21 protein-coding genes are annotated in these 24,272 nt (G+C 65.3%); 12 read left to right on the plus strand and 9 right to left on the minus strand.

What is annotated here, in order from left to right; genetic code table 11:
• The first annotated feature begins 5 nt into the window (after positions 1-5).
• The 10 genes from D8676_RS00115 to sugE all read left to right on the plus strand — a co-directional run bounded on the left by D8676_RS00115 (position 6) and on the right by sugE (position 10,419).
• Positions 6-284, plus strand: coding sequence for a hypothetical protein (locus D8676_RS00115; protein ID WP_121578815.1), 279 nt, complete (start codon positions 6-8; stop codon positions 282-284).
• Between the two features lie 128 nt (positions 285-412).
• Positions 413-1,309 (plus strand): glutamine amidotransferase family protein, encoded by an 897-nt coding sequence (locus D8676_RS00120; protein WP_121578816.1) that lies wholly within the window; start codon positions 413-415, stop codon positions 1,307-1,309.
• Positions 1,309-1,995 (plus strand): GXGXG domain-containing protein, encoded by a 687-nt coding sequence (locus D8676_RS00125; protein WP_121578817.1) that lies wholly within the window; start codon positions 1,309-1,311, stop codon positions 1,993-1,995. The genes D8676_RS00120 and D8676_RS00125 overlap by 1 nt, the downstream gene beginning before the upstream one ends.
• 19 nt (positions 1,996-2,014) lie before the next feature.
• Positions 2,015-3,340 carry an FMN-binding glutamate synthase family protein gene (locus D8676_RS00130; protein ID WP_121578818.1) on the plus strand — a complete coding sequence of 442 codons (1,326 nt, stop codon included), beginning with the start codon at positions 2,015-2,017 and terminating at the stop codon, positions 3,338-3,340.
• A 73-nt stretch (positions 3,341-3,413) separates the two neighbouring features.
• On the plus strand, positions 3,414-4,721 hold the full coding sequence (gene glnT / locus D8676_RS00135) for a type III glutamate--ammonia ligase (protein WP_121578819.1): 1,308 nt from the start codon (positions 3,414-3,416) through the stop codon (positions 4,719-4,721).
• A gap of 112 nt (positions 4,722-4,833) precedes the next feature.
• The gene (locus D8676_RS00140) at positions 4,834-6,087 is read left to right on the plus strand and encodes a sarcosine oxidase subunit beta family protein (protein ID WP_121578820.1); all 1,254 of its coding nucleotides are present in this window, start codon (positions 4,834-4,836) and stop codon (positions 6,085-6,087) included.
• Positions 6,088-6,103: 16 nt separating this feature from the next.
• The gene (locus tag D8676_RS00145; protein WP_121578821.1) at positions 6,104-6,379 is read left to right on the plus strand and encodes a sarcosine oxidase subunit delta; all 276 of its coding nucleotides are present in this window, start codon (positions 6,104-6,106) and stop codon (positions 6,377-6,379) included.
• Positions 6,376-9,363 carry a sarcosine oxidase subunit alpha family protein gene (locus D8676_RS00150; protein ID WP_121578822.1) on the plus strand — a complete coding sequence of 996 codons (2,988 nt, stop codon included), beginning with the start codon at positions 6,376-6,378 and terminating at the stop codon, positions 9,361-9,363. Before D8676_RS00145 ends, D8676_RS00150 begins: the two co-directional genes overlap by 4 nt.
• Positions 9,356-9,982, plus strand: a complete 627-nt coding sequence (locus tag D8676_RS00155; RefSeq protein WP_121578823.1) for a sarcosine oxidase subunit gamma family protein — start codon at positions 9,356-9,358, stop codon at positions 9,980-9,982. The genes D8676_RS00150 and D8676_RS00155 overlap by 8 nt, the downstream gene beginning before the upstream one ends.
• Before the next feature lie 122 nt (positions 9,983-10,104).
• Entirely contained in the window at positions 10,105-10,419 is a 315-nt protein-coding gene (sugE, locus tag D8676_RS00160; RefSeq protein ID WP_121578824.1) for a quaternary ammonium compound efflux SMR transporter SugE, read from the plus strand.
• A 259-nt stretch (positions 10,420-10,678) separates the two neighbouring features.
• On the opposite strand, the gene D8676_RS00165 is transcribed toward sugE, so the two are convergent.
• Entirely contained in the window at positions 10,679-12,568 is a 1,890-nt protein-coding gene (locus D8676_RS00165) for an ABC transporter ATP-binding protein (RefSeq protein ID WP_121578825.1), read from the minus strand.
• A 161-nt stretch (positions 12,569-12,729) separates the two neighbouring features.
• On the opposite strand from D8676_RS00165, the gene D8676_RS00170 reads away from it, so the two are divergent.
• On the plus strand, positions 12,730-13,110 hold the full coding sequence (locus D8676_RS00170) for a DUF3307 domain-containing protein (RefSeq protein ID WP_121578826.1): 381 nt from the start codon (positions 12,730-12,732) through the stop codon (positions 13,108-13,110).
• Positions 13,111-13,129: 19 nt separating this feature from the next.
• Here the strand turns inward: D8676_RS00170 and D8676_RS00175 are convergent, their stop codons facing one another.
• From D8676_RS00175 to D8676_RS00210, 8 genes are all read right to left on the minus strand, one after another.
• Complete coding sequence (locus tag D8676_RS00175; RefSeq protein WP_245426497.1) at positions 13,130-14,644, minus strand: DUF1254 domain-containing protein; 1,515 nt, start codon at positions 14,642-14,644, stop codon at positions 13,130-13,132.
• A 44-nt stretch (positions 14,645-14,688) separates the two neighbouring features.
• A complete protein-coding gene (locus D8676_RS00180; RefSeq protein ID WP_121578828.1) occupies positions 14,689-16,116 on the minus strand; it encodes a DUF1254 domain-containing protein in 1,428 nt (475 codons plus the stop codon).
• Between the two features lie 178 nt (positions 16,117-16,294).
• The gene (locus tag D8676_RS00185; protein WP_121578829.1) at positions 16,295-17,437 is read right to left on the minus strand and encodes a Gfo/Idh/MocA family oxidoreductase; all 1,143 of its coding nucleotides are present in this window, start codon (positions 17,435-17,437) and stop codon (positions 16,295-16,297) included.
• Between the two features lie 38 nt (positions 17,438-17,475).
• Positions 17,476-18,225 (minus strand): sugar phosphate isomerase/epimerase, encoded by a 750-nt coding sequence (locus D8676_RS00190; RefSeq protein ID WP_121578830.1) that lies wholly within the window; start codon positions 18,223-18,225, stop codon positions 17,476-17,478.
• A gap of 51 nt (positions 18,226-18,276) precedes the next feature.
• A complete protein-coding gene (gene ugpC, locus D8676_RS00195; protein ID WP_121578831.1) occupies positions 18,277-19,362 on the minus strand; it encodes a sn-glycerol-3-phosphate ABC transporter ATP-binding protein UgpC in 1,086 nt (361 codons plus the stop codon).
• A gap of 175 nt (positions 19,363-19,537) precedes the next feature.
• The gene (locus D8676_RS00200) at positions 19,538-20,479 is read right to left on the minus strand and encodes a carbohydrate ABC transporter permease (RefSeq protein WP_121578832.1); all 942 of its coding nucleotides are present in this window, start codon (positions 20,477-20,479) and stop codon (positions 19,538-19,540) included.
• A gap of 1 nt (position 20,480) precedes the next feature.
• Positions 20,481-21,410 (minus strand): sugar ABC transporter permease, encoded by a 930-nt coding sequence (locus D8676_RS00205; protein ID WP_121578833.1) that lies wholly within the window; start codon positions 21,408-21,410, stop codon positions 20,481-20,483.
• 108 nt (positions 21,411-21,518) lie between these two features.
• Positions 21,519-22,757: an ABC transporter substrate-binding protein gene (locus tag D8676_RS00210; protein ID WP_121578834.1), complete on the minus strand. Its 1,239-nt coding sequence runs from the start codon at positions 22,755-22,757 to the stop codon at positions 21,519-21,521.
• A gap of 233 nt (positions 22,758-22,990) precedes the next feature.
• Here D8676_RS00210 and D8676_RS00215 point away from each other — a divergent pair, with 233 nt between their 5' ends.
• On the plus strand, positions 22,991-24,100 hold the full coding sequence (locus tag D8676_RS00215; RefSeq protein ID WP_121578835.1) for a LacI family transcriptional regulator: 1,110 nt from the start codon (positions 22,991-22,993) through the stop codon (positions 24,098-24,100).
• The last annotated feature ends 172 nt before the right edge of the window (positions 24,101-24,272 follow it).

Consider the following 24,272-nt stretch of genomic DNA (forward strand, 5'->3'; position numbering starts at 1 on the left):
ATCCCATGAGCCGGCCCATCAATCCCCGCCTCGTCCTCGCCCTGGCGATCCTGTTTCCGGGCGCCGGCCATGTCGCGGCGGGGCAGGCGACGCGCGGGCTCTGCTTCGCGCTCTTCGCGATCCTGTTCATGGTGCTGTCCTACGTGACCACGACTCCCGAGCATTCTTTCATCGGGCGGCACGCCGGCGGCCTCTTCGTCTGGGCGCTTTCGATCACCGATGCCTACCGTTTGGCGAAGATCCGCTACGAGGCAGTCCGCCGCGCGGCGGGATCGGGTGCCTGACATGCTGGAAAGCGGTTTTCCGACGCATCAATACATTAAATCAGAGGAATATTTTTTTCATCCCAGTTGAAAGCATCTCGCGCCTTCGCTAGTAATCGGCGAGGCTCTTTTTTTGAAAGGACAAGGCCATGTGCGGCATTGTTGGGCTGTTTCTGAAGGACAAGTCGCTGGAGCCGAAGCTCGGCGAATTGCTGTCCGAAATGCTGGTGTCCCTGTCGGATCGAGGTCCGGACAGCGCGGGCATCGCCATCTACGGATCGGGCGGCGGAAAGAAGAGCAAGATCACCATCCAGTCGGCCGATCCGAAGGGCGACTTCGCCGGCCTCGACAAGGAAGTCGAGAAGGCCATCGGCGCCAAGGTCGACGTGATCGTGAAATCGACGCACGCCGTCATCGAAGTGCCCACCGACAAGGTCGAGGCGGCGCGCGACGCGATCCTCGCGGCGCGCCCTTCCGTGCGCATCATGGGCGTCGGCGAGGTCATCGAGATCTTCAAGGAAGTAGGCCTGCCGGCCGACGTGGTGAAGCGTTTCGACCTCACCAAGATGTCCGGCACGCACGGCATCGGCCATACCCGCATGGCGACGGAATCGGCCGTCACCACCATGGGTGCGCATCCCTTCTCGACCGGTCCCGACCAGTGCCTGGTGCACAACGGCTCGCTGTCCAACCACAACAATGTCAGGCGCGAGCTGAAGCATGACGGCATGACGTTCGAGACCGAGAACGACACCGAGGTCGCCGCCGCCTTCATCTCCAACAAGATGGCGCATGGCGACAATCTCGGCCAGGCGCTGGAGAAGACGCTGACCGACCTCGACGGCTTCTTCACCTTCGTCGTCGGCACCAAGAACGGCTTCGGCGTGGTGCGCGACCCGATTGCCTGCAAGCCCGCCGTCATGGCCGAGACCGACCAGTACGTCGCCTTCGGTTCCGAATACCGCGCGCTCGCCAACCTGCCCGGCATCGAGGATGCACGGGTGTGGGAGCCCGAGCCGGCAAAAGTCTATTTCTGGGAGCATTGATGCCGACCGTCGATCTAGCCAAAACCTCGTTGCGTGAGCTCAACCACGCGCTTCATCAACTCAAGAACGGTTCGAACGAAACCGCCTGGGAGGTGATCAATCCCAAGGGCAGCCACGCGGTTGCGGCCGGCGTCGACCAGCCCGTGCAGATCGATGTGCGCGGCTCCGTCGGCTATTATTGCGGCGGCATGAACGACGGCGGCGCGATCACCGTGCACGGCTCGGCCGGCCCCGGCGTCGGCGAGAACATGATGTCGGGCACCATCGTCGTGAAGGGCGACGCCAGCCAGTATGCCGGCGCCACCGCCCGCGGCGGCCTGCTGGTCATCGAGGGCAACGCCTCGTCGCGCTGCGGCATCTCGATGAAGGGCATCGACATCGTGGTGCATGGCGATATCGGCCACATGTCGGCCTTCATGGCGCAGACCGGCACGCTGGTCGTGCTCGGCGACGCCGGCGACGCGCTCGGCGATTCCATCTACGAGGCGAAGCTGTTCGTGCGCGGCAAGGTGAAGAGCCTCGGCGCCGACTGCGTGAAGAAGAAGATGCACCCCAAGCATATCGACCGCCTGCAGAAGCTGCTCGACGCGGCCGGCGTGAAGGGCGTGAAGCCGGAGGAGTTCACCCGCTACGGCTCGGCCCGCACGCTCTACAATTTCAACATCGACAACGCCGACGCGTATTGAGCGGACCGGGGGCACAAGAATGACCTACAAGAACCCACCGACCACGCCGCGCAAGTCGGCCACGTTCGACGACTACACGCTGTCGGAAATCCGCCGCGCCGCGGCGACCGGCATCTACGACATCCGCGGCTCCGGTGCGAAGCGCAAGCTGCCGCATTTCGACGACCTCCTGTTCCTCGGCGCGTCGATCTCGCGCTATCCGCTCGAAGGCTACCGTGAGCGCTGCGACACCTCGGTCGTGCTCGGCGCGCGCCATGCGAAGAAGCCGATCGAGCTGAAGATCCCGATCACCGTCGCCGGCATGAGCTTCGGCTCGCTGTCGGGCCCGGCCAAGGAGGCGCTCGGGCGCGGCGCGACGCTCGCCGGCACCTCGACCACCACCGGCGACGGCGGCATGACCGAAGAGGAACGCGGCCATTCGAAGACGCTGGTCTACCAGTACCTGCCGTCGCGCTACGGCATGAACCCACGCGACCTCAGGCGCGCCGACGCGATCGAGATCGTCGTCGGCCAGGGCGCCAAACCCGGCGGCGGCGGCATGCTGCTCGGCCAGAAGATTTCCGACCGCGTCGCCGCGATGCGCGACCTGCCGCAGGGCATCGACCAGCGCTCGGCCTGCCGCCATCCCGACTGGACCGGCCCCGACGACCTTGAGATCAAGATCCTCGAAATCCGAGAGATCACCGACTGGGAGAAGCCGATCTACATCAAGGTCGGCGGCGCCAGGCCCTATTACGACACCGCGCTGGCGGTGAAGGCGGGCGCCGACGTGGTCGTGCTCGACGGCATGCAGGGCGGCACGGCGGCGACGCAGGAGGTGTTCATCGAGAATGTCGGCCAGCCGACGCTCGCCTGCATAAGGCCGGCGGTCCAGGCGCTGCAGGACCTCAACATGCATCGCAAGGTGCAGCTTATCGTCTCGGGCGGCATCCGGAACGGCGCCGACGTGGCGAAGGCGCTGGCGCTCGGAGCCGACGCTGTGTCGATCGGCACAGCGGCACTTGTGGCGCTGGGCGACAACGACCCGCGCTGGGAGGCCGAGTACAATGCGCTAGGCACCACGGCGGGAGCCTATGACGACTGGCACGAGGGCAAGGACCCCGCCGGCATCACCACGCAGGACCCGGAACTGATGAAGCGGCTCGACCCGGTCGCGGCCGGCCGTCGCCTCGCCAACTATCTCAAGGTGATGACGCTGGAGACGCAGACCATCGCCCGCGCCTGTGGCAAGAACGACGTGCACAATCTGGAGCCCGAGGACTTGTGTGCGCTGACCGTCGAGGCGGCGGCGATGGCGCAGGTGCCGCTTGCTGGCACGAACTGGATACCTGGAAAGGGCTTCTGATCCAATCGACTGCTGGCGACAACAATACTAAAAACAGCCAGGGGAACATTCAAAAATCAAATGGGGAATTCCATTGGCAACTGATCTCGCGCAATTTGCAAGGAAGAACGGCGTCAAATATTTCATGATCTCCTACACTGACCTGTTCTCGGGTCAGCGCGCCAAGCTGGTGCCGGCGGCGGCGATAGGGGACATGCAGAAAGAGGGTGCGGGCTTTGCCGGCTTCGCCACCTGGCTCGACCTGACGCCGGCACATCCCGACATGCTGGCGGTGCCTGATCCGGATTCGGTGATCCAGTTGCCGTGGAAGCCGGAGGTCGCCTGGGTGGCGGCCAACTGCGTCATGGAGGACAAGTCGGTGGCGCAGGCGCCGCGCGACACGCTGAGGCGGCTGGTCGCGGAAGCGGCATCCGAAGGCATGCGGGTGAAGACCGGCGTCGAGGCCGAGTTCTTCCTGATCTCGGCAGACGGCACGGCGATCTCCGACGCGGCGGATACGGCCTCGAAACCCTGCTACGACCAGCAGGCGATCATGCGCCGCTACGACGTGATCGCCGAGATCTGCGACCACATGCTGGCGCTCGGCTGGGGCCCCTACCAGAACGACCATGAGGACGCCAACGGCCAGTTCGAGATGAACTGGGCCTTCGACGACGTGCTGGCGACGGCCGACAAGCATTCCTTCTTCAAGTTCATGGTGCGCTCGATCGCGGAGAAACATGGGCTGCGCGCGACCTTCATGCCGAAGCCCTTCCAGGGCCTCACCGGCAATGGCTGTCACGCCCATATCTCGGTGTGGGACAAGGCCGGTAAGGTCAACGTCTTCGCCGACCCGAAGATGGAGCTCGGCCTGTCTCAGAAGGGCAGGCATTTCCTCGGCGGCATCATGAAACATGCCTCCGCGCTCGCTGCGATCACCAACCCGACGGTCAACTCCTACAAGCGCATCAATGCGCCGCGCACCGTCTCGGGCGCGACCTGGGCGCCGAACAGCGTGACCTGGACCGGCAACAACCGCACCCACATGGTGCGTGTGCCGGGGCCGGGCCGCTTCGAGCTGCGCCTGCCCGACGGCGCGGCGAACCCGTACCTGATGCAGGCGGTCATCATCGCCGCCGGCCTCGACGGTATCCGCTCGAAGGCCGATCCCGGCAAGCGCTACGACATCGACATGTACCAGAACGGCCACAAGGTGAAGGGCGCGCCCAAGCTGCCGCTCAACCTTCTCGACGCGCTCCGGGAGTTCGACAAGGACAAGTCGCTGAAAGCGGCGCTGGGAGAGGAATTCTCGTCGGCATATCTAAAGCTCAAGCACCAGGAATGGAATTCCTATGCTTCCCACTTCACCCAGTGGGAGCGCGACCATACGCTCGACATCTAGGGCGGGGCATGATCCCGGACCGAAGTCCCGCGCCGGCTAAAAGCGGGAACCGGTTTTCGGATAGGATCATGCTCCGGGAAACCAGGCAGGCGGCGAGTCAGAAGCACGGACTATGAAATATTCGATCTTCTCGCTCGCCCGCGCCGCTTTGTCGGGCCACAAGAAATGGCCGCGCACCTGGCGCGACGCCGAACCGAAGCCCCGCTACGACGTGGTGATCATCGGCGGCGGCGGCCACGGCCTCGCCACCGCCTATCACCTCGCCGCCGAATACGGCATCAGGAACGTCGCGGTGCTGGAGAAGGGCTGGATCGGTTCCGGCAATGCCGGCCGCAACACCACCATCATCCGCTCCAACTACCTGCTTCCCGGCAATATCGGCTTCTACGAGCTGTCGATGAAGCTCTGGGAGACGATGGAGCGCGATCTCAACTACAACACCATGGTCAGCCAGCGCGGCGTGCTGAACCTCTACCATTCCGACGCGCAGCGCGACGCCTATGCGAGGCGCGGCAATGCGATGCGCATCAACGGCATCGACGCCGAACTGCTCGACCGCACTGCGGTGCGCAAGATGGTGCCGTTCCTCAACTTCGACAATGCGCGCTTTCCCATCGAAGGCGGCCTGCTGCAGCGGCGCGGCGGCACCGCACGCCATGACGCCGTCGTCTGGGGTTACGCCCATGCGGCCGACCGGCTCGGCGTCGACATCATCCAGAACTGCGAGGTCACCGGTTTCGTCCGCGACGCCGGCGGCCGCGTGACCGGCGTGGAAACGTCGCGCGGAAAAATCGGCGCCGGCAAGGTCGGCATGGCGGTCGCCGGAAGCTCGTCGCGCGTCGCGGCGATGGCCGACCTCAGGCTGCCGATCGAGAGCCATGTGCTGCAGGCCTTCGTCTCGGAGGGCATCAAGCCGCTGATCCCCAATGTGATCACCTTCGGCGCCGGGCATTTCTACGTCAGCCAGTCGGACAAGGGCGGGCTGGTCTTCGGCGGCGACATAGACGGCTACAATTCCTACGCCCAGCGCGGCAACCTGCCGGTCGTGGAGGACGTCTGCGAAGGCGGCATGGCGCTGATGCCGATCATCGGGCGCGTGCGGCTGCTGCGCCAGTGGGGCGGCATCATGGACATGTCGATGGACGGCTCGCCGATCATCGACAGGACGCCGGTCGATGGGCTCTATCTCAACGCCGGCTGGTGTTATGGCGGCTTCAAGGCGACGCCCGCGTCGGGTCTGGTCTTCGCCCATCTGCTGGCGCGCGACGAGCCGCACAAGGAGGCGACGCGCTTCCGGCTGGACCGCTTCCGCCGCGGCGCGATGATCGACGAAAAGGGCCAGGGCGCCCAACCCAACCTGCATTGAGGACGGCAAGGACGAGATGCGCATAGCCTGTCCATTCTGCGGCCCGCGCGAGAACGGCGAGTTCTCCTATCTGGGCGACGCAAAGCCGAAGCGCCCCGGCCCCGATGCCGGCGAGGAGGCCGTCTACGACTACGTCTATCTGCGCGACAACGTCGCCGGCGAGATGGAGGAGTTTTGGTACCACGGCGGCGGCTGCCGCTCCTGGCTGAAGGTGCGCCGCAACACGGTCACGCATGAGATATTCTCGGTCGAAGCGGCTGCCGGCGCGGGCGCCGCGAAGGCGGCGTCATGAGCGCGGGTGGGCAGACGCACCGCCTCGCTTCGGGCGGACTGATCGACCGCGGCAAGCCGCTGGGCTTCAGCTTCGACGGCCAGACGATGTCAGGCTATGCCGGCGACACGCTGGCCTCGGCGCTCATCGCCAACGGCGTAAAACTGGTAGGCCGCTCGTTCAAGTACCATCGCCCGCGCGGCATATTGACGGCAGGCTCGGAGGAGCCGAACGCGCTGGTCGAGCTGCGCAGCGGCGCGCGCCGCGAGCCCAACACGCGCGCCACCACGGTCGAGCTCTATGACGGTCTGGTCGCCGCCAGCCAGAACCGCTGGCCGTCGCTTTCCTTCGACCTGTTGTCGGTCAACCAGTTGGCGGCGCCGATCTTCGTCGCCGGCTTCTACTACAAGACCTTCATGTGGCCCGGCGCGCTCTGGGAAAAGTTCTACGAGCCGCTGATCCGCCGCGCCGCCGGCCTTGGCCGAGCGGCGCCGGAGAGCGACCCGGACCATTATGAAAAAGCCTGGGCCCACTGCGACGTGCTCGTCGCAGGCGGCGGGCCGGCCGGACTGGCGGCCGCGCTTGCGGCGGGGCGCGCCGGCGCACGCGTCATCCTCTGCGAGGAAGACGCCACGCTTGGCGGACGACTGCTGTCGGACGGCGGCACGATCGACAGCATGCCTGCTGCCGACTGGGTCGCGCGTGCGGTGGAAGAACTCGGCGCCATGCCCGATGTCCGCATCATGACGCGCACCACGGTGACCAGCGCCTTCGACCACGGCACGCATGCCGCCCTCGAGCGCGTCAACGACCATGTGCCCGTGCCGCCCGAGCACCAGCCGCGCCAGCGCCTCTGGCGCATCGTGGCGAAGCGCACTGTGGTGGCGGCGGGCGCGCTGGAGCGGCCGGTCGTCTTCGGCGGCAACGACGTGCCCGGCGTGATGCTGGCGTCGGCGGTGCGCACCTACATCAATCGCTATGCGGCGGCGCCGGCGAAGCGGCTGGCGCTCTTCACCAACAATGACGACGGCTGGAAGACGGTGGACGCCGCGCTCGCCTCCGGACTGACCATCGCCGGCGTGGTCGACGCGCGCGCCGAGGTCTCGGCCGGGCAGCGCGCGCTTGCATCGAAGCACGGCTTCGCGGTGCTGAACGGCGTGGTCGACCATGTCGACGGCGGCAAGGCGGGCACCGGCAAGATCGCCGTGGCGCTTGCAGGCGGCGCGACTGCGACGCTCGAAGCCGACGGGCTCGCCGTCTCCGGCGGCTGGAACCCATCGGTGGGGCTCACCTCGCAGCATCGCGGCCGGCCGAAATGGCGCGACGACATCGCCGCCTTCGTGCCTGATGGCGGCCCTGTCGGCATGGTTGCGGCGGGCTCGGCCAACGGCGTCTTCTCGCTGGCGGGATGCCTGAAGGAAGGTCATGCGGCCGGCGCGGCGGCCGCGGCCGATCTCGGCTTCGGCAACAGTGCGGGTGCCGCGCCTTCCTCCGACGACGATGCCACCTATGCGCTGAAGCCCGTCTGGCACGTGAAGGGTAAGAAAAAAGCCTTCGTCGATTTCCAGAACGACGTGACGGCGTCCGACGTGGCGCTCGCGGCGCTCGAGGGTTTCCAGTCGGTCGAGCACCTGAAGCGCTACACGACGCTCGGCATGGCGACCGACCAGGGCAAGACGTCGAACACCCAGGGCCTCGCCATCATGGCGGAGCTGACCGGCCGCTCGATACCCGAGACCGGCACCACCATCTACCGGCCGCCCTATGTGCCGGTCGCCATCGGCGCGCTCGCCGGCCATCACCGCGACGAGAATTTCCACAGCGTCCGGTTGACGCCCTCGCATCACTGGGCGGCCGAGCAGGGCGCCGTCTTCGTCGACACCGGCCTGTGGAAGCGCGCGCAGTGGTATCCGAAAAAGGGCGAGAAGGACTGGCTGGAATCGGTGACGCGCGAGGTCAAGGCGGTCAGGAGCGGCGTCGGCTTCTGCGACGTCTCCACCCTCGGCAAGATTGACGTGCATGGTCCCGACGCCGGCGCCTTCCTCGACCGCGTCTACATCAACACCTTCTCCAGCCTCGCCGTCGGCAAGGCGCGCTACGGGTTGATGCTGCGCGAGGACGGCATCGTCTATGACGACGGCACCACCTCGCGGCTTGCCGAGGACCACTATTTCCTGACCACCACCACGGCCAAGGCCGGGCCGGTGATGCAGCATCTCGAATTCTGCCGTCAAATCCTGTTCCCCGAGCTCGACGTGCAGCTCGCCTCGGTCTCCGACCAGTGGGCGCAGTTCTCGATCGCCGGGCCGAAGGTGCGGGACCTGCTGAAGGAGATCGTCGATCCCTCCGAGGACCTCTCCAACGAGGGCTTCCCGTTCATGGCCGTGCGCGAGGTGCTCTTGCGCGGCGGCGTCAAGGCGCGGCTCTTCCGCATCTCCTTCTCGGGCGAGATGGCGTTCGAGATCTCGGTGCCGGCCCGCTTCGGCGACGCGCTGGTGCGCAAGCTGATGACCGCCGGAGAAAAATTCGGCGTGACCCCCTACGGCACCGAGGCGCTCGGCGTCATGCGCGTCGAGAAAGGCCATGTCGCGGGGCCCGAGCTCAACGGCATGACGACGGCGGCCGATCTCGGGCTCGGCAAGATGATGTCGACCAAGAAGGATTTCATCGGCCGCGTCATGGCCGGCCGCGAGGCGCTCGTCGCGCCCGACCGCATGGTCGTGGTGGGCATCAAACCGGTCGATCAGTCGCGGCGGCTGCGCTCCGGCGCGCATATCATCAAGAAGGGTGAGGTGCCGTCCCCCGACACCGATGGCGGCTACGTCACCTCGGTCTGCTTCTCGCCGACCTTCGACCAGTGGCTGGGGCTGGGCCTCGTGACGCATGGCCGCGAGCGCATCGGCGAGATCGCCGTCGCGCACGATCCGCTGCGCGGCGAGGATTACGAGGTCGAGCTCTGCAACCCTGTCTTCTACGATCCGGAAGGAGGACGCCAGCGTGGTTGAGCTCGACTGGACCGCAACCACGCCGCTGTCGCGCATCCATGTCGCCGGCCGCCACGGCGCGGCGCAAGGCGCCGCCGGCGTTACCCTGGCGGAACTGAGCGATTTCGAGCTGGTGCAGGTGATGGCGCGGCGCGGCCAGTGGGGCGCCGTCGCGCAGGCCTGCGCGGAAGCCTATGGCAAGGCAGCTCCCGCCAGGCCGCAGGCGGTGACTGCCCAGGGCGCGCTTTTGGTCTGGTCGGGGCCTGACCAGTTTCTCATCCTGTCGCCGCGTGGCGCGGCGGTGGAAAAGGCGCGGACGTCCTTCTCCGGCATGGCTTCGCTGTCGGAACAGTCGGACGGACGCTCGCTTATACGCATCTCAGGATTCCAGGCGCGCGACCTGCTGGCAAAGGTCTGCTCGCTCGACCTGCATCCGGCGGTGTTCCCCGTGGACGCGGCGGCTGCGACCTCGATCGACCACACCGCGGTCAATCTATGGCGCGGCGAGGACTCTTCCGGCGAAGCTGTGTTCTTCCTCCTCGTCTTTGCGACATTCGCCGAGAGCCTGTGGCGCACGATGCTCGATTCCGGCGCGGAATACGGCATCGCCATTGATGCCTCCGGGGCATGGCAGCCATGACCGGTGGGCGCTTCACCTGGCGCTTGGACGGTTCTAGATAGAAGCCCGAGGACGACCTCGGGCGTTTTGCCTCAACATGAAGGGACGACCCTTCCTAGCTCCGGGCGCAGAGGAGTTCTTTCATGAGCTGGGTCTATCTTTTCGTCGCCGGCCTGTTCGAGGTCGGTTGGGCAATCGGCCTCAAATATACTGACGGCTTCACGCGCCTGGTGCCGACCGTGCTGACCGCGGCCAGCATGGTGATCAGCCTCTTTCTTCTGGGTATCGCGCTGAAGACGCTGCCGGTCGGCACCGCCTATGCGGTCTGGACCGGCATCGGCGCGGTCGGCACCGCGATCCTCGGCGTCTACCTGCTCGGCGAACCCGCGACCGTCGGCAGGCTCGTCTGCATCGGGCTGATCGTGTCCGGCATCGTCGGGCTGAAGCTGGTTTCGTAGCCGAACACACCGGCAGTCCCGGCCTTCTTGCAGACCCCAGCACACGGTCATCCCACCTTGTGCTGGGACCTCCCGACACGCCGTCATCCTCGGGCTTGTCCCGAGGATCTATTGCGTTTCGCGATTTGCCTCGGAACATTCACCCGCGCCGGCAGATCCTCGGGACAAGCCCGAGGATGACGAAACAGGAGAGGTCGTCGCTCGTCACGGATATGCGACGTGACTGCGCATGACGGCCAGATGTGCGAGGCGGCGGAGCTCAACGATAGCCCGCCGCCTGCAGCTCGAAGAGGTCGGCATAGACGCCGCGCTTTGCGATCAGCTCGTCATGCGAGCCGCTCTCGATGATGCGGCCGCCTGACAGCACCAGGATGCGGTCGGCCATGCGCACGGTCGAGAAGCGGTGCGAGATCAGCACCGCCGTCTTGCCCTTCGCCAGCCCCTTGAAGCGCTGGAAGACTTCCGCCTCGGCCTTGGCGTCGAGGGCTGCGGTCGGCTCGTCGAGGATGATCAGCTCGGCGTCGCGCATATAGGCGCGGGCGATCGCCACCTTCTGCCACTCGCCGCCGGAGAGGTCGCGTCCGCTAGCGAAGAGTTTGCCGAGCGGCTGGTCGTAGCCGAGCGGCAGCCTGTCGATGACCTCGGCCGCGAGGCTTTGCTCCGCCGCTTCCCTGATGCGCTCGCGGTCGACGCCAGCCTCGACGCGGCCGACGCCGATGTTCTCGGCCGCCGTGAAGGAATAGCGGATGAAGTCCTGGAAGATGACGCCGATATGCGTCCTGAGGTCGACGATGTCGATGTCCCTGAGATCGACGCCGTCGACTAGGATGCGGCCTTCGTCGGGGTCGTAGAGGCGGGTCAAGAGCTTGACGATGGTGGTCTTGCCGGCGCCGTTCTCGCCGACCAGCGCCAGCGCCTCGCCGGCCTTGAGCGAAAAATTCAGGCCGCGCACGGCCCAGCGCTCGGTGTCCGGATAGCGGAAGCCGACATTCTCGAAGACGATGCCCTGGCGGATCGGCTGCGGAAACGGCTTTGGGTTCGGCGACAACGAGATGGTCGGCTTGATGTCGAAGAAGGAGAACAGGTCGTCGAGATAGAGCGACTGTCCGGCGATGTTGGTGACGCCGATCAGCATCTGGCCGAACAGGCCGTTGAGCCTCAGGAAAGAGCCGGACAGGAAGGCGAGGTCGCCGAGCGAGAACTGGCCTTCGACCGTGCGCCATACGATGTAGGCGTAGGCGCCGTAATAGGCCATGCTGGAGAGCGCCGCGAACAGGCCGCCCCAGATGGCGCGCTGGGTGGCGAGCCGCCGGTTGTCCTGCATGATGGTGTCGGCCAGCCGCTTGAAGCGGCCGACGAGGAAGGCGCCGAGTCCGAAGAGCTTTATCTCCTTGGCCGTCTCCGCACTTGCCCCGATATAGCGCAGATATTCGAGTTCGCGCCGCTCGGGCGAGCGCATGCGGTTCAGATAGTAGGAGCGCGTGTTGAACTTCGCCTCGCTGATCACCGAGGGCGCGAAGGAGACGAGGAGCAGCAGGATCAGCCAGGGCGCGTAGACCAGCAGGCCGACCGCCAGCGAGACGATGGTGACGATCGACTGGCCCTGTCCGAAGATCTGCGCGAGCAGCGCGTTGCGGCCGGCGGCCTGGCGGCGGGCGCGCTCCAGCCGGTCCTGGTATTCGCTGGATTCGAAATGGCGGAGGTCGAGGCTCGCCGCATGGCGCATCAGCTCCATGCTGACCGTGTTGGAATGCAGCTCGGAGAGCACGCTGTCGACCAGCGCGATCGCGCGCGTCAGCAGGTCCGCCGCCACGACCAGCGCGAATTCGAGCGCCAGCAGTTCGGCGACAGGCACCAGCCGGCCGCTGGCTAGCCAGTCGGAAAAGGTTGGGCCAGGCGCCGGCATGCCGGTCTGCCTGACCACCTCGTCGATGATCAGCTTGCCGATATAGAGGAGGAGCAGCGGCTGTAGGGCGCTGAACAGGCGCAGCACGATGCTCGCCACCATCAGCGGCGGACTGGTCCGCCAGACCTGCGCGAAGAAACGTTTCAGGTGCCGCAAAGTCGCCAGTTGCACGCCGAGCGGCGGCTGGTCGGCGGTGGAGCTGCGGAACGCTAGCCGGGCGGCGAAATTTTCACTGGAACTCATTCTGCGCCGAAAATGGTGATTTGCGGCCGCTTGCGCAATCCGGCATGCCGATGAAGGTTGCGCTTGCGCAACGTCAGCTATCCCTGCAATTGACATAAGTGACTGCCGTCACGCAGTTTGACCGCCCGGCATGCGTGCGCCGGCTGGAAGTGGGTGCTTGGATGACCTCTGTCGCGATCGCGCTGTTTGCCCTGTTGCTGGTCAAGCATTTCGTCTGCGATTTCGTGCTGCAGACCAAATGGCAGGTGCACCAGAAAGGCATCTACGGTGCGCCCGGAGGGCTCGTCCATTCGGGCATCCACGTGGCGGGAACGCTCATCGCGCTGGTCGCCGTGGCGACGCCCGTCTCGCTGATCGTGCCGGTGCTGATCGCCGAATATATCGTCCACTACCATATAGACTGGGGCAAGGAGAAAACGGTCCGCTATTTCGGCTGGCTGGACGGCGCCCGCTTCTGGAACGCGATCGGCTTCGACCAGCTCCTGCACGGACTGACCTACCTCGCCATCGTCGCCTATGTCGCGGGCGTGGTGGCACGTTAGACAGCAGGCGCTTGCAACGTCAGTTGATTTTTTCGACGGGAGGCGGCGTCCACGAGCCGTCCATGACCGCCGGCTTCGGCCAGTAGGCGCGTACATAAAGCGAAAAGTCGCCCTTCGGGGCCGGCAACCAGTTGGCGCGCTGAACCGCGTCCGCAGGCTCATCGGCCTGGACATAAATCGTCAGCGAGCCGTCGGCGGAAAGCTTGAGCCCCTTGTTCTTCGTGCCGACCGAGAAGCGGTTGATCGCGTTGGCGACGAAGAAATGGTGCTCGTTGTAGATCGAGAGCGACCAGAAGCCGTTGACGGGAGGCGTTCCGTCTTTGGCGAAGGTCACGGTATAGCGGTTGGCGTCGTTCAGCCGCGCGCCCGAGGCGTCGAGGTCCTGATAAAAATACTTCGTCTCGTCAGGCGAGTTGACGAGGATGTTCGACTTCGCGACCGCCGTGCGGGTGAAATAGTCCGTCCCGAAGGCGGACTCGTTGGAGATCGTGCTCCAGTGGTGCGGCAGTTGCTGGCCGTAGTTGCGGAACTGGAACAGCGGGTTCACGAGGTTCTCTTCCGCATCCCTGGCGGCCTCGATCATCGCCTGCTTCAGTTCGCGATTATCCTTTGCGGCCGCCAGCACCGCGAGCACCTGAGCATAGCGCGCTTCCTCGCCGGGCAGCGGCGGCGCATCGGCAAGCACTATTGGAAGCTCGTCGAAGAATTTTTCCGGAAACACCCATCGCGTTTCCTCTTCGCCGTGCGAAGCACCGGGAACCTTCGGCAGCTTGCTCCACTCGATGCTCTTCATGCGTCCGTCGTATTCCGCGAGCGGATACATCGCGATGCCGGTCAGCACGCTCTGGATCGCGCTCTTGTCTTCCGATGTGTCGTCCTGGGCGATACGTGGCGCAACGAGGCCGGTACTGCTGGATGACCGGAAGACGCGTGTGATGCCCTTCGGCACCTCGTCATCCCAATCGGGCCCGACGAGGAGGTAGAAGCCGGGAGTGCTGCCATGCATCTTGCCAAGCTGGACGAAGCTGTCCGTGCGCAGATCGACAATCTGATAGACCCAGAAGCGGTCGCCGAAATCCGGCACCTGAACCACCACCGGCGAAACATCCAGCGCAAGCAGGCCCAAGCCGTAGACGACGTCCTGGTTGGGGCAGGCGACGTTACGCTCTTCCGGATCGACATAGTCCGTGAGCATGGTGAGCTCGTTGAGCGGCGCTTCGAGCAGAGGGCCGACATATCTGTGTTCTTTCATCGTCGAGAACGCCAGCCGGCGGTTGTACATGTTGACCAGCGGCCAGGCCCAGAAGAAGGCGTCGCGCGCCACGTGCGCGGCATAGGCCTCGGTGATTTTCACGCTCGCATCCGGACCGGAAGGCAGCGCCTGGTCCCAACCCGGCGACGGCGGCAAGGGCTGCGGGTTGAGTTCGGCTGCGTGGGCTCCGGACGCCGACGGTGATATTCCAGCGCCGGCTGCCAGCGCGACACTCGTAAGCAGCAGGTTGCGCCTGTCGATCGATAGACTGTCGGTTGCCATCGTCATATCTCCGTGGAGTCAATTCGCGCGTGGGAACGCCTGTCCTACTGCGCCGCGACCTTCTCGACGTCGGGCATCGTCCACGCCTTGGCGAAGAACTCCTTCTTCGGCCCGTAGAGGCGGAACATCAGCTCGAACCCGCGCGCGGGATCGGTAGCCACCCAGTTGGTCTCTTTTCCGGCCGGCGCCTTCGGGCCGAAGAAGATGTCAACCGAGCCGTCGGCGTTCTTCTGCAGTTCGGCGGCGTTCGAGGCGCGACTGGCGCGGTCCATATTCTTGATCAGCGCATGCGTCTCGCGGTCATAGGCCGTCACCGACCAGTACTGCTCGACCGGCACGTTCGGCGGGACGGTCAGGCGATATGTCTTGGCCCCGTCGTAACCATCGCCGTCCTTGTCGCGGATCGAGACGAGATAGAACTGTGCCGTCCCCGGACGCTTTATTGAGATATAGCCGTAGGTGTAGAGCAGGGCACGAGCGTCGATGGCGTAGCGATCGGGATCTGCATAGGTGGTGCCTTGCCCGTCCATCGCCTCCTGGAGCGTCGGCAGCATCCAGCGGCTGTCCGGGAAGAACGGGGGAAAGCCGGCATCGTAGCGCGTTTCGAGCAGCGTCTTTGCTTCTTTGATCGCGGAATTCAGGATCGCCGTGGTCGCCTTGTCCGGGGCGAAAGTCTTACCTTTCTCGATGCCGATTGTTCGCAACTGGTCGATCATCGCGCGGTCACGCTCGAGCCAAGGCTCGCCCTGCACAACCCTGTCGAGATTTTCGTAGAAGCTCGCATCGTAACGGATGGTGCTGTCGTAATCCACGTCCTGCACGTCGGTGAAAATCGTTGCAGGAGGGTTGCCCGCGGCCGAAAGCGGGTAGAACTTGATGCCTTTGCCGTATGCGACGGCTTTCGCCACATCGGCATCGCCGTGGCTCTTCAGGCTGGAGCGTATCAGCGCATAGCCGCTGTACGTGTCCGATTGCAGAGCGATGAAGCCGTCGGGCACCTGGTCCTTGTAGCCAGGAGGAAGTATGGCGAATTTCCCGCCGGCGCCCTCGTCGACGCCCAGCAATCCGACGTCTTCAATCGCCGTCTGCCAGACTGTGACGATATTGCCCGTGACCGAGGCACGAGCATCGCCGGGTGGGATCTCGAGTACGACGGGACCGACCTCCTTGGTGTCATAGAACGCCATGAAATAGATGGCGTCGGGATTGGGGGTAAGCGTCTGGTTGTGCCAGTCGAGCGGCCGGCCCCAGTAAATGATCTGGTTCACCTTGCCTGCTGTCTTGGTCAGCATCTCCTGGCGCATCAGGTCGGTATTGACCGCCGGCATGCCCCAGATCGCCGCTTCGACGGCGCGGCGCTCGATGGCGCGCTTCTGCAGTTCAGTTGGGGAAAGATCCTGCGCCTGCGCCAGGGTTGGAGCCAGTCCGACGGTCAGAGCCAACGCCGCCATTGCCGAGAACAAACGGTTCATTCGTGCTCTCCTGCCACTGCTCGTCGAAGCGAGTATAGCTGAGAAGTACGGCGTGGCGCCAGTACTTAACCATTACTTGGCGATTGCTTGCGCGGTCGGTCTTATGGACGAGATAGCGGAAGTAGTGAAAACCCCTCCCGCCTGCGGGAGGGGTTTTCTTTGAAAGCGATTTCCGAGCCTAGGCCCTCTTCGCCAGCAGCGCCTTCGCCTCTTTCGGGCCGAGCGCGGCGGGGCGTTCGCAGGTGGTCTGCATGGCGACGAACTTTCCTGTTTCGGCCGATTTCAGGATCGCCGTCATCACGTCGACCACGTGCAGCGCCAGTTCCAGCGAGCAGCGGTGCGGGCGGTCGCCCTGGATGGCGAGCGCCATGTCGGCCAGCCCGGCGGTGCGGTAGTTCGCCATCATGCCATGGCTGTGCTTCTGGTTGGGCACGCCGAAGGGATGTTGCCAGGCCGGGGTCCTCTTCACCTCGCTGGAGCCGGTCGTGTAGCGCACATTGCCGCCGAAGAAGTTCGGGTCGGGGACGTAGACGGTGCCTTCCTCGCCGTAGAGCTCCATCGGCGCGTGGCCGTGCGCCCAGACGTCCCAGCTCGCGTTCAGCGTCACCAGCGCGCCGTTGTCGAATTCGAGCACCGAATGGATGGTGGTCGGCGTGTCGACCGGCACCTTCTGGCCGTTGCGCGGACCGTTGGCGATGGTGCGGAATTTCTGCGGCGTCGCGGCGAGCGCCGTCACCCGCCTCACCGGGCCGATGAGCTGCACCAGGTTGGTGATGTAGTAGGGGCCGATGTCGAGCACCGGCCCGGCGCCGGGCTGGAAGAAGAAGTCGGGATTGGGGTGCCAGTGCTCCATGCCGTGGCTCATCACATGACAGGTACCGCCGGTGATCCTACCGAGCTTGCCCTTGTCGATCAGGTCGCGCACGAGCTGGTGGGCGCCGCCGAGGAAAGTGTCAGGAGCCGAGCCGACGCGAAGCCCCTTCTTCGCCGCGCGCTTCTTCAGGTCCAGCCCCTCCTTGACCGACAGCACGAAGGGTTTTTCCGAATAGACGTGGCTGCCGGCGTCGAGCGCCTGCCGCGAGATCTCGTAATGCACCGCCGGTATCGTCAGGTTGACGACGATGTCGACATCGTCGGCCGCGAGCAGATCGGCGACGCTTTCCGCGCGCACGCCGTACTCCTTGGCCTTGGCCTTCGCCACCGCCGGATTGATGTCGGCGCAGGATCTGACCTCGATGCCCTTGAACAGCGGCGAGAGTGAAAAATAGGTGGTCGATATGTTGCCGCATCCAACGATGCCGACCCCGAGCTTGCGTGCCATTGTAACTCGCTCCTGAAAATGGCTGTCCGTGTTGACGATCAGTACTTGTTCACCGACTCGATCGAGCGTCGCGCGAAGCGCTCGAAGTCGTTCGGGTTGTCCTGTTCCATGATGAAATATTTCGCCGCCGACTTTTCGCGCAGTGCCGCGAGCAGGCCCTTCCAGTCGATCGTGCCGTGGCCGACATCCGACCAGCCGTCCTCGTCCTTGCCTTCGCCCGGCCTGGCGATGTCCTTGACGTGGACGGCGACGATGCGCTTGCCGTGCCTGTCGATCCAGGGCAGCGGGTCATCGCCGCCGCGCACCACCCAGGCGACGTCGATCTCCCAGCCGATGTCGGGCGCGACGGACAGGATGTGCTCCTGCGGCACGGAGCCGTCGGCGAGCTTCTTGAACTCGAAATCGTGGTTGTGCCAGGCGAAGCCGTAGCCGTCCTTCTTCGCGCGCGCGCCCACCTTCGCCAGCCGCTCGCCGAAGCCGCGCCAGCCGGCGGCCGTGGCTTCCGGCCGCGCGTCCGGGTTGAGGTAGGGGCAGATCATCGTCGTAATGCCGAGCGCATCGGCGATCTTCCGGGCGCCGTCGAAGTCGGTCTCCAGCATGTCGATCGAGAAATGGCCGGTCGGCATGGAAAGCCCGTTCCGGTCGAGTTCCTTGCGCAGGCTCGCGGGGTCGTCATAGACGCCGCCGAAACCCTCGACCTGCCTGTAGCCGGCTTCGCCGAGCAGCTTCAGCACCTTGTCCCAGGGCTGGAAGTTGCGCGCGCTGTAGAGCTGCATTGACCAGTTCATTTTTTTCCCTTTCTAAATGCCGGGCGCTTGGGGCCACCCGGTTAACTGCGATCAAAGACGTTCTCCCGAGGTCGCGTCGAAGAGCGACGCGTTCATCGGATCGAAGCCGATGGCGACGGTGTCGCCTACGTCTGGCGCGCGCTCGGAGGAGACGCGCACGGTGAGGTTCTGCTTGCCGAGCCGCGTCCAGACCAGCGTGTCGGAGCCCATCGGCTCGACCACCTCGACCGGCACCCTGGCCGAAAAGGGCCAGTCCTCGCCCGAATTGATGCCGACATGTTCGGGGCGGATACCGAGCGCGGCGGCCCCCGGCCTGGCGCCGGCGGCGTCGAAGCCGTAACTGGCGAGCGGTATGTCCAGCCCGTCGGCGACGAAGCGCGCCGCGCCGTCCCGCACGGCGACGTCGCCGTCGAGGAAATTCATGCCCGGCGAGCCGATGAAGCCGGCGACGAAGCGGTTGACCGGCCGCTTGTAGATCTCCTGCGGGGCGCCGAGCTGCTGGATGAGGCCGCCCTTCATCACGGCGATGCGGTCGGCGAGCGTCATCGCCTCGATCTGGTCGTGCGTCACGTAGATCATCGTGTTGGCGAGCTTCTGGTGCAGCCGCTTGATCTCGACGCGCAGCTCCGAGCGCAGCTTGGCGTCGAGGTTCGACAGCGGCTCGTCGAACAGGAAGACGTCGACGTCGCGCACCAGCGCGCGGCCGATGGCGACGCGCTGGCGCTGGCCGCCGGAAAGCTGCGAGGGCTTGCGCTGGAGCAGCGGCTCGATCTGCAGGATCTCGGCGGTGCGCGCGATGCGCCGCTCGATCTCGTCCCGGGGCACGCCGGCATTCTTCAGGCCGAAGGAGAGGTTCCCCTTCACCGACATCTGCGGGTAGAGCGCGTAGGACTGGAACACCATGCCGATGCCGCGGTCCTTGGGCTCCTCCCAGGTGACGTTCTTGCCCTTGATGAAGATCTGCCCGTCCGAGACGTCGAGCAGGCCGGCGATGCAGTTGAGCAAGGTCGACTTGCCGCAGCCCGACGGTCCGAGCAGCACCAGGAACTCGCCCTCCTCGATGTCCAGGTTGAGGTCCTTCAGCACCGACACGGCGCCGAAGTTCAGCGACAAATCCTTGATCGCGACGCTGGTCATGCAAGTGCTCCGGCGGCGATGGTTGTGCTTGTACCGCCCCCTCCACCACTACGTGGTCCCCCTCCCCCGTAAACGGGGGAGGATCCGAGCGACGACGCTTCCGGTTCCTCCCCTGCGAAGCGGGGGAGGGGGACCATGCGAAGCATGGTGGAGGGGGCGGAAATCATCGGCATGCTCACCCTTTGACCGCGCCGGCGGCGATGCCGCGCACGAAGAGTTTTCCGGAGATGAAGTAGATGGCGAGCGGCACCAGCCCGGTGATGAGGGTCGCCGCCATGTTGACGTTGTATTCCTTCACGCCCTGCGTGGAGTTGACGATGTTGTTGAGCTGCACCGTCATCGGATAGGTGTCGGGCCGGGTGTAGACGACGCCGAACAGAAAATCGTTCCAGATGCCGGTGACCTGCAGGATGATGGCGACTACGAAGATCGGCAGGCTCATCGGCAGCATGATGCGGAAATAGATGCCCCAGAATCCCGCGCCGTCGACGCGCGCGGCCTTGAACAGCTCCTCCGGCAGCGACGCGAAATAGTTGCGGAAGAGCAGCGTCAGGATGGGCATGCCGAAGATCGAATGCACCAGGACGAGGCCGGTCAGTGTGCCGTAGAGGCCGATCTCGCGCAGCAGGATGACGATCGGATAGAGCATGACCTGATAGGGGATGAAGGCCCCGAAGATCAGGATGATGAAGAAGGTCTCCGCTCCCTTGAAGCGCCAGTTGGCGAGCGCGTAGCCGTTCACCGAGGCGATGGCGATCGACAGGAACACCGACGGCACGGTGATCCGCACCGAGTTCCAGAAGCCCCTGGAGAGCCCGTCGCAGTTCAGCCCGGTGCAGGCGGTCGCCCAGGCCTTTACCCAGGGCTCGAAGGTGATTTCCATCGGCGGCGAGAAGATGTTGCCGAGACGGATCTCCGGCATCCCCTTCAGCGAGGTCACGACCATCACGTAGAGCGGCAGCAGATAATAGAGCGCCACCATGATGAGCGTGCCGTAGAGGATGATGTTGCGGCGCGAGAAGGCGGCGCGCGGTTTTGGGCCGCGCGGGCCGGCGAGATCCTTCGCGATGGCCGAAGCGCCGGCGACGGCGGCGGCGAGCGTGGCGGGATTCGACATCTCAGCGCCTCCGCCCGAATTCGAGATAGGCCCAGGGCACGAGGATGATCGCGACGGTCAGGAGCATCATCGTCGAGGCGGCAAAGCCCTGGCCGAGATTCTGCGCCCGGAACATGAATTCGTAGACGTATTTGGCCGGCACTTCCGAAGCGTTGCCGGGGCCGCCGCCGGTCTGCGCCACGACGAGGTCGTAGAGCTTGACGATGCCCGACGTGATGATCACCAGCGTGGTGATGAACACCGGGCGCATCATCGGGATGACGATGAAGAGATAGGTCTTCCACATCGGGATGCCGTCGACGCGGGCAGCCTTCCAGATGTCCTCGTCTATGCCGCGCAGGCCCGCCAGCATCAGGCACATGACCAGCCCCGTGCCCTGCCAGAGCCCGGCGAAGAGTATGCCGTAGATGACGATCTCCTTGGTGTAGAGCGGATCGAAGACGAAGCTCTCCCAGCCGAGGCTGCGCACCACGTGCTGCACGCCGAAATCCGGATTGAGGATCCACTGCCAGACCAGCCCGGTGACGATGAAGGAGAGCGCGAAGGGGTAGAGGTAGATGGTGCGGAACGTGTCCTCGAAGCGGATCTTCTGGTCGAGCAGGGCGGCGAGCACGAAGCCGATGAGGAGCGAGAAGACGAGCGACAGCACGCCGTAGATCGCCAGGTTCTCGATCGAGACGAGCCAGCGCTGCGACGACCACAGCCGCTCGTACTGTTCGAGGCCGACGAAGCGCAGGCGCGGCAGGAGCTTCGAGTCGGTGAAGGAATAGACGACGGTCCAGGCGGTGCCGCCAACAAAGACGCAGAGCGCCGTCAGGATCATCGGGATCGAGGCGATCTTGGCGTTGAGGTTCTTGAAGAGCGTGTTGGGCCGACGGCCATGCTCTCCTTTCCCTTGCGGGGAGCGGCGGGGGGTGGAGGTATCGGACATCACCACGACGCTGGCCTGTTCGTTGAACGTTGGGGTTGAGCGATGCGCCCCGACCTCACCCTCCCCGCAAGGGGGAGGGTGTCGCCGGCGTTTACGTTTCGCTGGACCTCAGTCGGCGTTGGCGATGATCTCGGCGAAGCGCTTCTGCGCGTCCTCGGGCGTGAGGCTCGGCGTCGAGAAGAACTGCGCCATCAGGTCGTTCATCTGCTGCGTGGTGTCCGGGCTGATCAGCTCGTCCGTCCACTGCATGGTCTTGCCGGCGGCGAGGATTTCGAGGCCCTTCTTCATGCAGTCGTTGGCGGCGGCGAGGTCGACGTCGCCGCGCACCGGCAGCGAGCCTTTCTTGAGGTTGAAGGCGACCTGGGTCGCCGGCGACATCATGACGGAGGCGAGCGTCTCCTGGGCGGCGCTGATCTCGGGATCGTCGACCTTCGGGAAATAGAAGGCGTCGCCGCCGGTCGCGATGACGGCGTTGAGGCCGAGGCCCGGCAGGCAGGTGTAGTCCTTGCCGGCGACCTGCCCGGCGACCTGGAACTCGCCCTGCGCCCAGTCGCCCATGATCTGGCCGCCGGCCTGGCCGTTGATGACCATGGCGGTCGCCTCATTCCAGTTCTGGACGTTCGACTTCTCCGCCATCTTGCGGGCGTCGTCGGCCGCCTTGAACACTTTCGCGATGTCGGGACCGCCGGCTACCGTCTCGTCCTTGTCCTTGTAGACCTTGAGGAAGGTCTCGGGCCCGACGATCGCCGCCATCAGCACGTTGAAGGCGCCCGATTCCTGCCAGGACTGCTTGCCGAGCGCGAGCGGCACCTTGCCGGCCTTCTCCAGCGCGGGACCGGCGGCGACGAACTCGTCCCAGGTCTTCGGCACCGGCACGCCGGCGTCTTCGAAGGCCTTGTTGGAGAGCCATATCCACTGCCAGGAGTGGATGTTGACCGGCACGCAGTAGATCTTGCCGTCGAGCGTGCAGTTCTCGAGCAGCGTCGGCGGATTGACCAGCTTCGCCCAGCCTTCCTTGTTGGCGAGGTCGGTGAGGTCGCGCATCAGGCCTTCCTGCACCAGCTCCTCGGCCTGGCGGCCGTGATTGAACTGGGTGGCGCCCATCGGGTCGCCGCCGGTGATGCGGCTGATCATGATGGGCCGCGCGGTGTCGCCGGAGCCGGCGATGGCGCCGTCGACCCATTTGTTGCCGGTGGCGTCGAAGGCCTTGGCGAACTCGGCGACCGCCGCGGCTTCGCCGCCGGACGTCCACCAATGCGTGACCTCGAGGTCGGTGGCGACCGCCGGAGCCGCGAAGGGCAGCGCGACCGTCGCAGCGAAGGCAGCGCTCAAGAGCTTATGACGCATAGAATTCCTCCCGAAATCTGAAACGTTACAGGTGACGAGGATAGGGGAGGCTTCAGCAATGCGCAATGCTTCTTATGGCGGATGATTTGAGGCCTGATTGCAGGTCCCGGGTGGGAGCGGCCCGATCAGATCGCAATCTTTGCAACGTTACAGCTTGCAGCGGACAACACTCGCGCCTTAAAATGACGGCGGTTGCCGTTGCGTGGGATATGCGCGATCTGTAGGCGGGGGCCATGGACAAATCGAACGACAGCAAGCCGAACGCCAGGCGGCCGGGCGACGCAGAGCCGGGCGACGCCCGGCAGCACGGCCGGAAGCAGGCGGACGCGCCGGCCGAGGCCGGCGGCCGTCCGACGCTGAAGACGATCGCCTTCATGACCGGGCTCGGCGTCACCACCGTCTCGCGCGCGCTGAAGGATGCGCCGGAGATCGGCGAGGAGACGCGACGCCGGGTGCAACTCGTCGCCCGCCAGGTCGGCTACCGGCCGAACCGCGCCGGCGTCAGGCTGCGCACCGGCAAGACCAACGTCATCAGCCTCGTGCTCAACACGGAGGAGCAGATCGGCGGCTTCGTTTCCGACATGATCTACGGCATCTCCGAGCATCTGGCGCAGACGCCCTACCACCTGATCGTCACGCCCTATTCGCGCAACAACGACCCGCTGGAGCCGGTGCGCTACGTGGTCGAGACGGGCTCGGCCGACGGCATCATCATCTCGCGCACCGAGCCGGACGACAAGCGCGTGCGGTATATGCTGGAGCGCGGCTTCCCCTTCGCCACGCACGGACGCACCGAAGTCGGCACCGAGCACGCCTATCACGACTTCGACAACTACGCCTTCGCGCAGGAGGCGGTGAAGAAGCTGCTCGGGCTCGGGCGGAAGCACCTGGCGCTGCTGGCGCCGCCCTCCTCGCTCTCCTACTACCACCACATGCGCAACGGCTTCGTCGATGCGATGGCCGAGGCCGGCCTTGCCGAGGTTCCGTTCAACACGGTGACGGTCGACCATTCGATCGAGCAGATCCGCGACCGCACCCTGCAACTGATGCAGCGCGGCAACCGGCCGGACGGTATCGTCAGCGGCGCCGGCGGCGCCACCTTCGCCATGGTGGCTGGCATCGAGGATGCCGGACTGAAGGTGGGCGCCGACATCGACATCGTGTCGAAGCAGTCGGCGAAGCTGCTGCATCTTTTCAGGCCAGAGCTGCACGTCGTCAACGAGGACGTCAGGCTCGCCGGACGCGAGTTGGCCCGCTCGGTGATCGGCTGCATCGACGGCGAGCCGGCCGAGGCGCTGCAGAGCCTGAGTTCGCCAGGGCCGGTTCTGGCGCGGGGGGAATAGCGACAAGGCCGTCGCCTGCCGGCTTGACTCCTGTCGGCTTGACTCGGGGCCGGGCTCTGGCCGAGATGTTGCCCATGGTCGAACAGAACACCCACATTGTCGCCCGGCTGGCCGGCATCCCAAAGGCGGGATGCCGGGGTGTCGATTACGCGACCTGAATACGCGCAACGCC

Source organism: Mesorhizobium sp. YM1C-6-2 (assembly GCF_003666685.1).
Lineage (GTDB): Bacteria > Pseudomonadota > Alphaproteobacteria > Rhizobiales > Rhizobiaceae > Mesorhizobium_K.

Coding starts and splice junctions, on each gene's coding strand:
- sugE (WP_121578824.1), top strand. CDS start 10,105: ATGAGCTGGGTCTATCTTTTCGTCGCCGGCCTGTTCGAGGTCGGTTGG.
- D8676_RS00120 (WP_121578816.1), top strand. CDS start 413: ATGTGCGGCATTGTTGGGCTGTTTCTGAAGGACAAGTCGCTGGAGCCG.
- D8676_RS00140 (WP_121578820.1), top strand. CDS start 4,834: ATGAAATATTCGATCTTCTCGCTCGCCCGCGCCGCTTTGTCGGGCCAC.
- D8676_RS00175 (WP_245426497.1), bottom strand. CDS start 14,644: ATGGCAACCGACAGTCTATCGATCGACAGGCGCAACCTGCTGCTTACG.
- D8676_RS00190 (WP_121578830.1), bottom strand. CDS start 18,225: ATGAACTGGTCAATGCAGCTCTACAGCGCGCGCAACTTCCAGCCCTGG.
- D8676_RS00185 (WP_121578829.1), bottom strand. CDS start 17,437: ATGGCACGCAAGCTCGGGGTCGGCATCGTTGGATGCGGCAACATATCG.
- D8676_RS00165 (WP_121578825.1), bottom strand. CDS start 12,568: ATGAGTTCCAGTGAAAATTTCGCCGCCCGGCTAGCGTTCCGCAGCTCC.
- D8676_RS00200 (WP_121578832.1), bottom strand. CDS start 20,479: ATGTCGAATCCCGCCACGCTCGCCGCCGCCGTCGCCGGCGCTTCGGCC.
- D8676_RS00210 (WP_121578834.1), bottom strand. CDS start 22,757: ATGCGTCATAAGCTCTTGAGCGCTGCCTTCGCTGCGACGGTCGCGCTG.
- D8676_RS00145 (WP_121578821.1), top strand. CDS start 6,104: ATGCGCATAGCCTGTCCATTCTGCGGCCCGCGCGAGAACGGCGAGTTC.
- D8676_RS00125 (WP_121578817.1), top strand. CDS start 1,309: ATGCCGACCGTCGATCTAGCCAAAACCTCGTTGCGTGAGCTCAACCAC.
- ugpC (WP_121578831.1), bottom strand. CDS start 19,362: ATGACCAGCGTCGCGATCAAGGATTTGTCGCTGAACTTCGGCGCCGTG.
- D8676_RS00180 (WP_121578828.1), bottom strand. CDS start 16,116: ATGAACCGTTTGTTCTCGGCAATGGCGGCGTTGGCTCTGACCGTCGGA.
- D8676_RS00115 (WP_121578815.1), top strand. CDS start 6: ATGAGCCGGCCCATCAATCCCCGCCTCGTCCTCGCCCTGGCGATCCTG.
- D8676_RS00130 (WP_121578818.1), top strand. CDS start 2,015: ATGACCTACAAGAACCCACCGACCACGCCGCGCAAGTCGGCCACGTTC.
- D8676_RS00215 (WP_121578835.1), top strand. CDS start 22,991: ATGGACAAATCGAACGACAGCAAGCCGAACGCCAGGCGGCCGGGCGAC.
- D8676_RS00205 (WP_121578833.1), bottom strand. CDS start 21,410: ATGTCCGATACCTCCACCCCCCGCCGCTCCCCGCAAGGGAAAGGAGAG.
- D8676_RS00170 (WP_121578826.1), top strand. CDS start 12,730: ATGACCTCTGTCGCGATCGCGCTGTTTGCCCTGTTGCTGGTCAAGCAT.
- D8676_RS00150 (WP_121578822.1), top strand. CDS start 6,376: ATGAGCGCGGGTGGGCAGACGCACCGCCTCGCTTCGGGCGGACTGATC.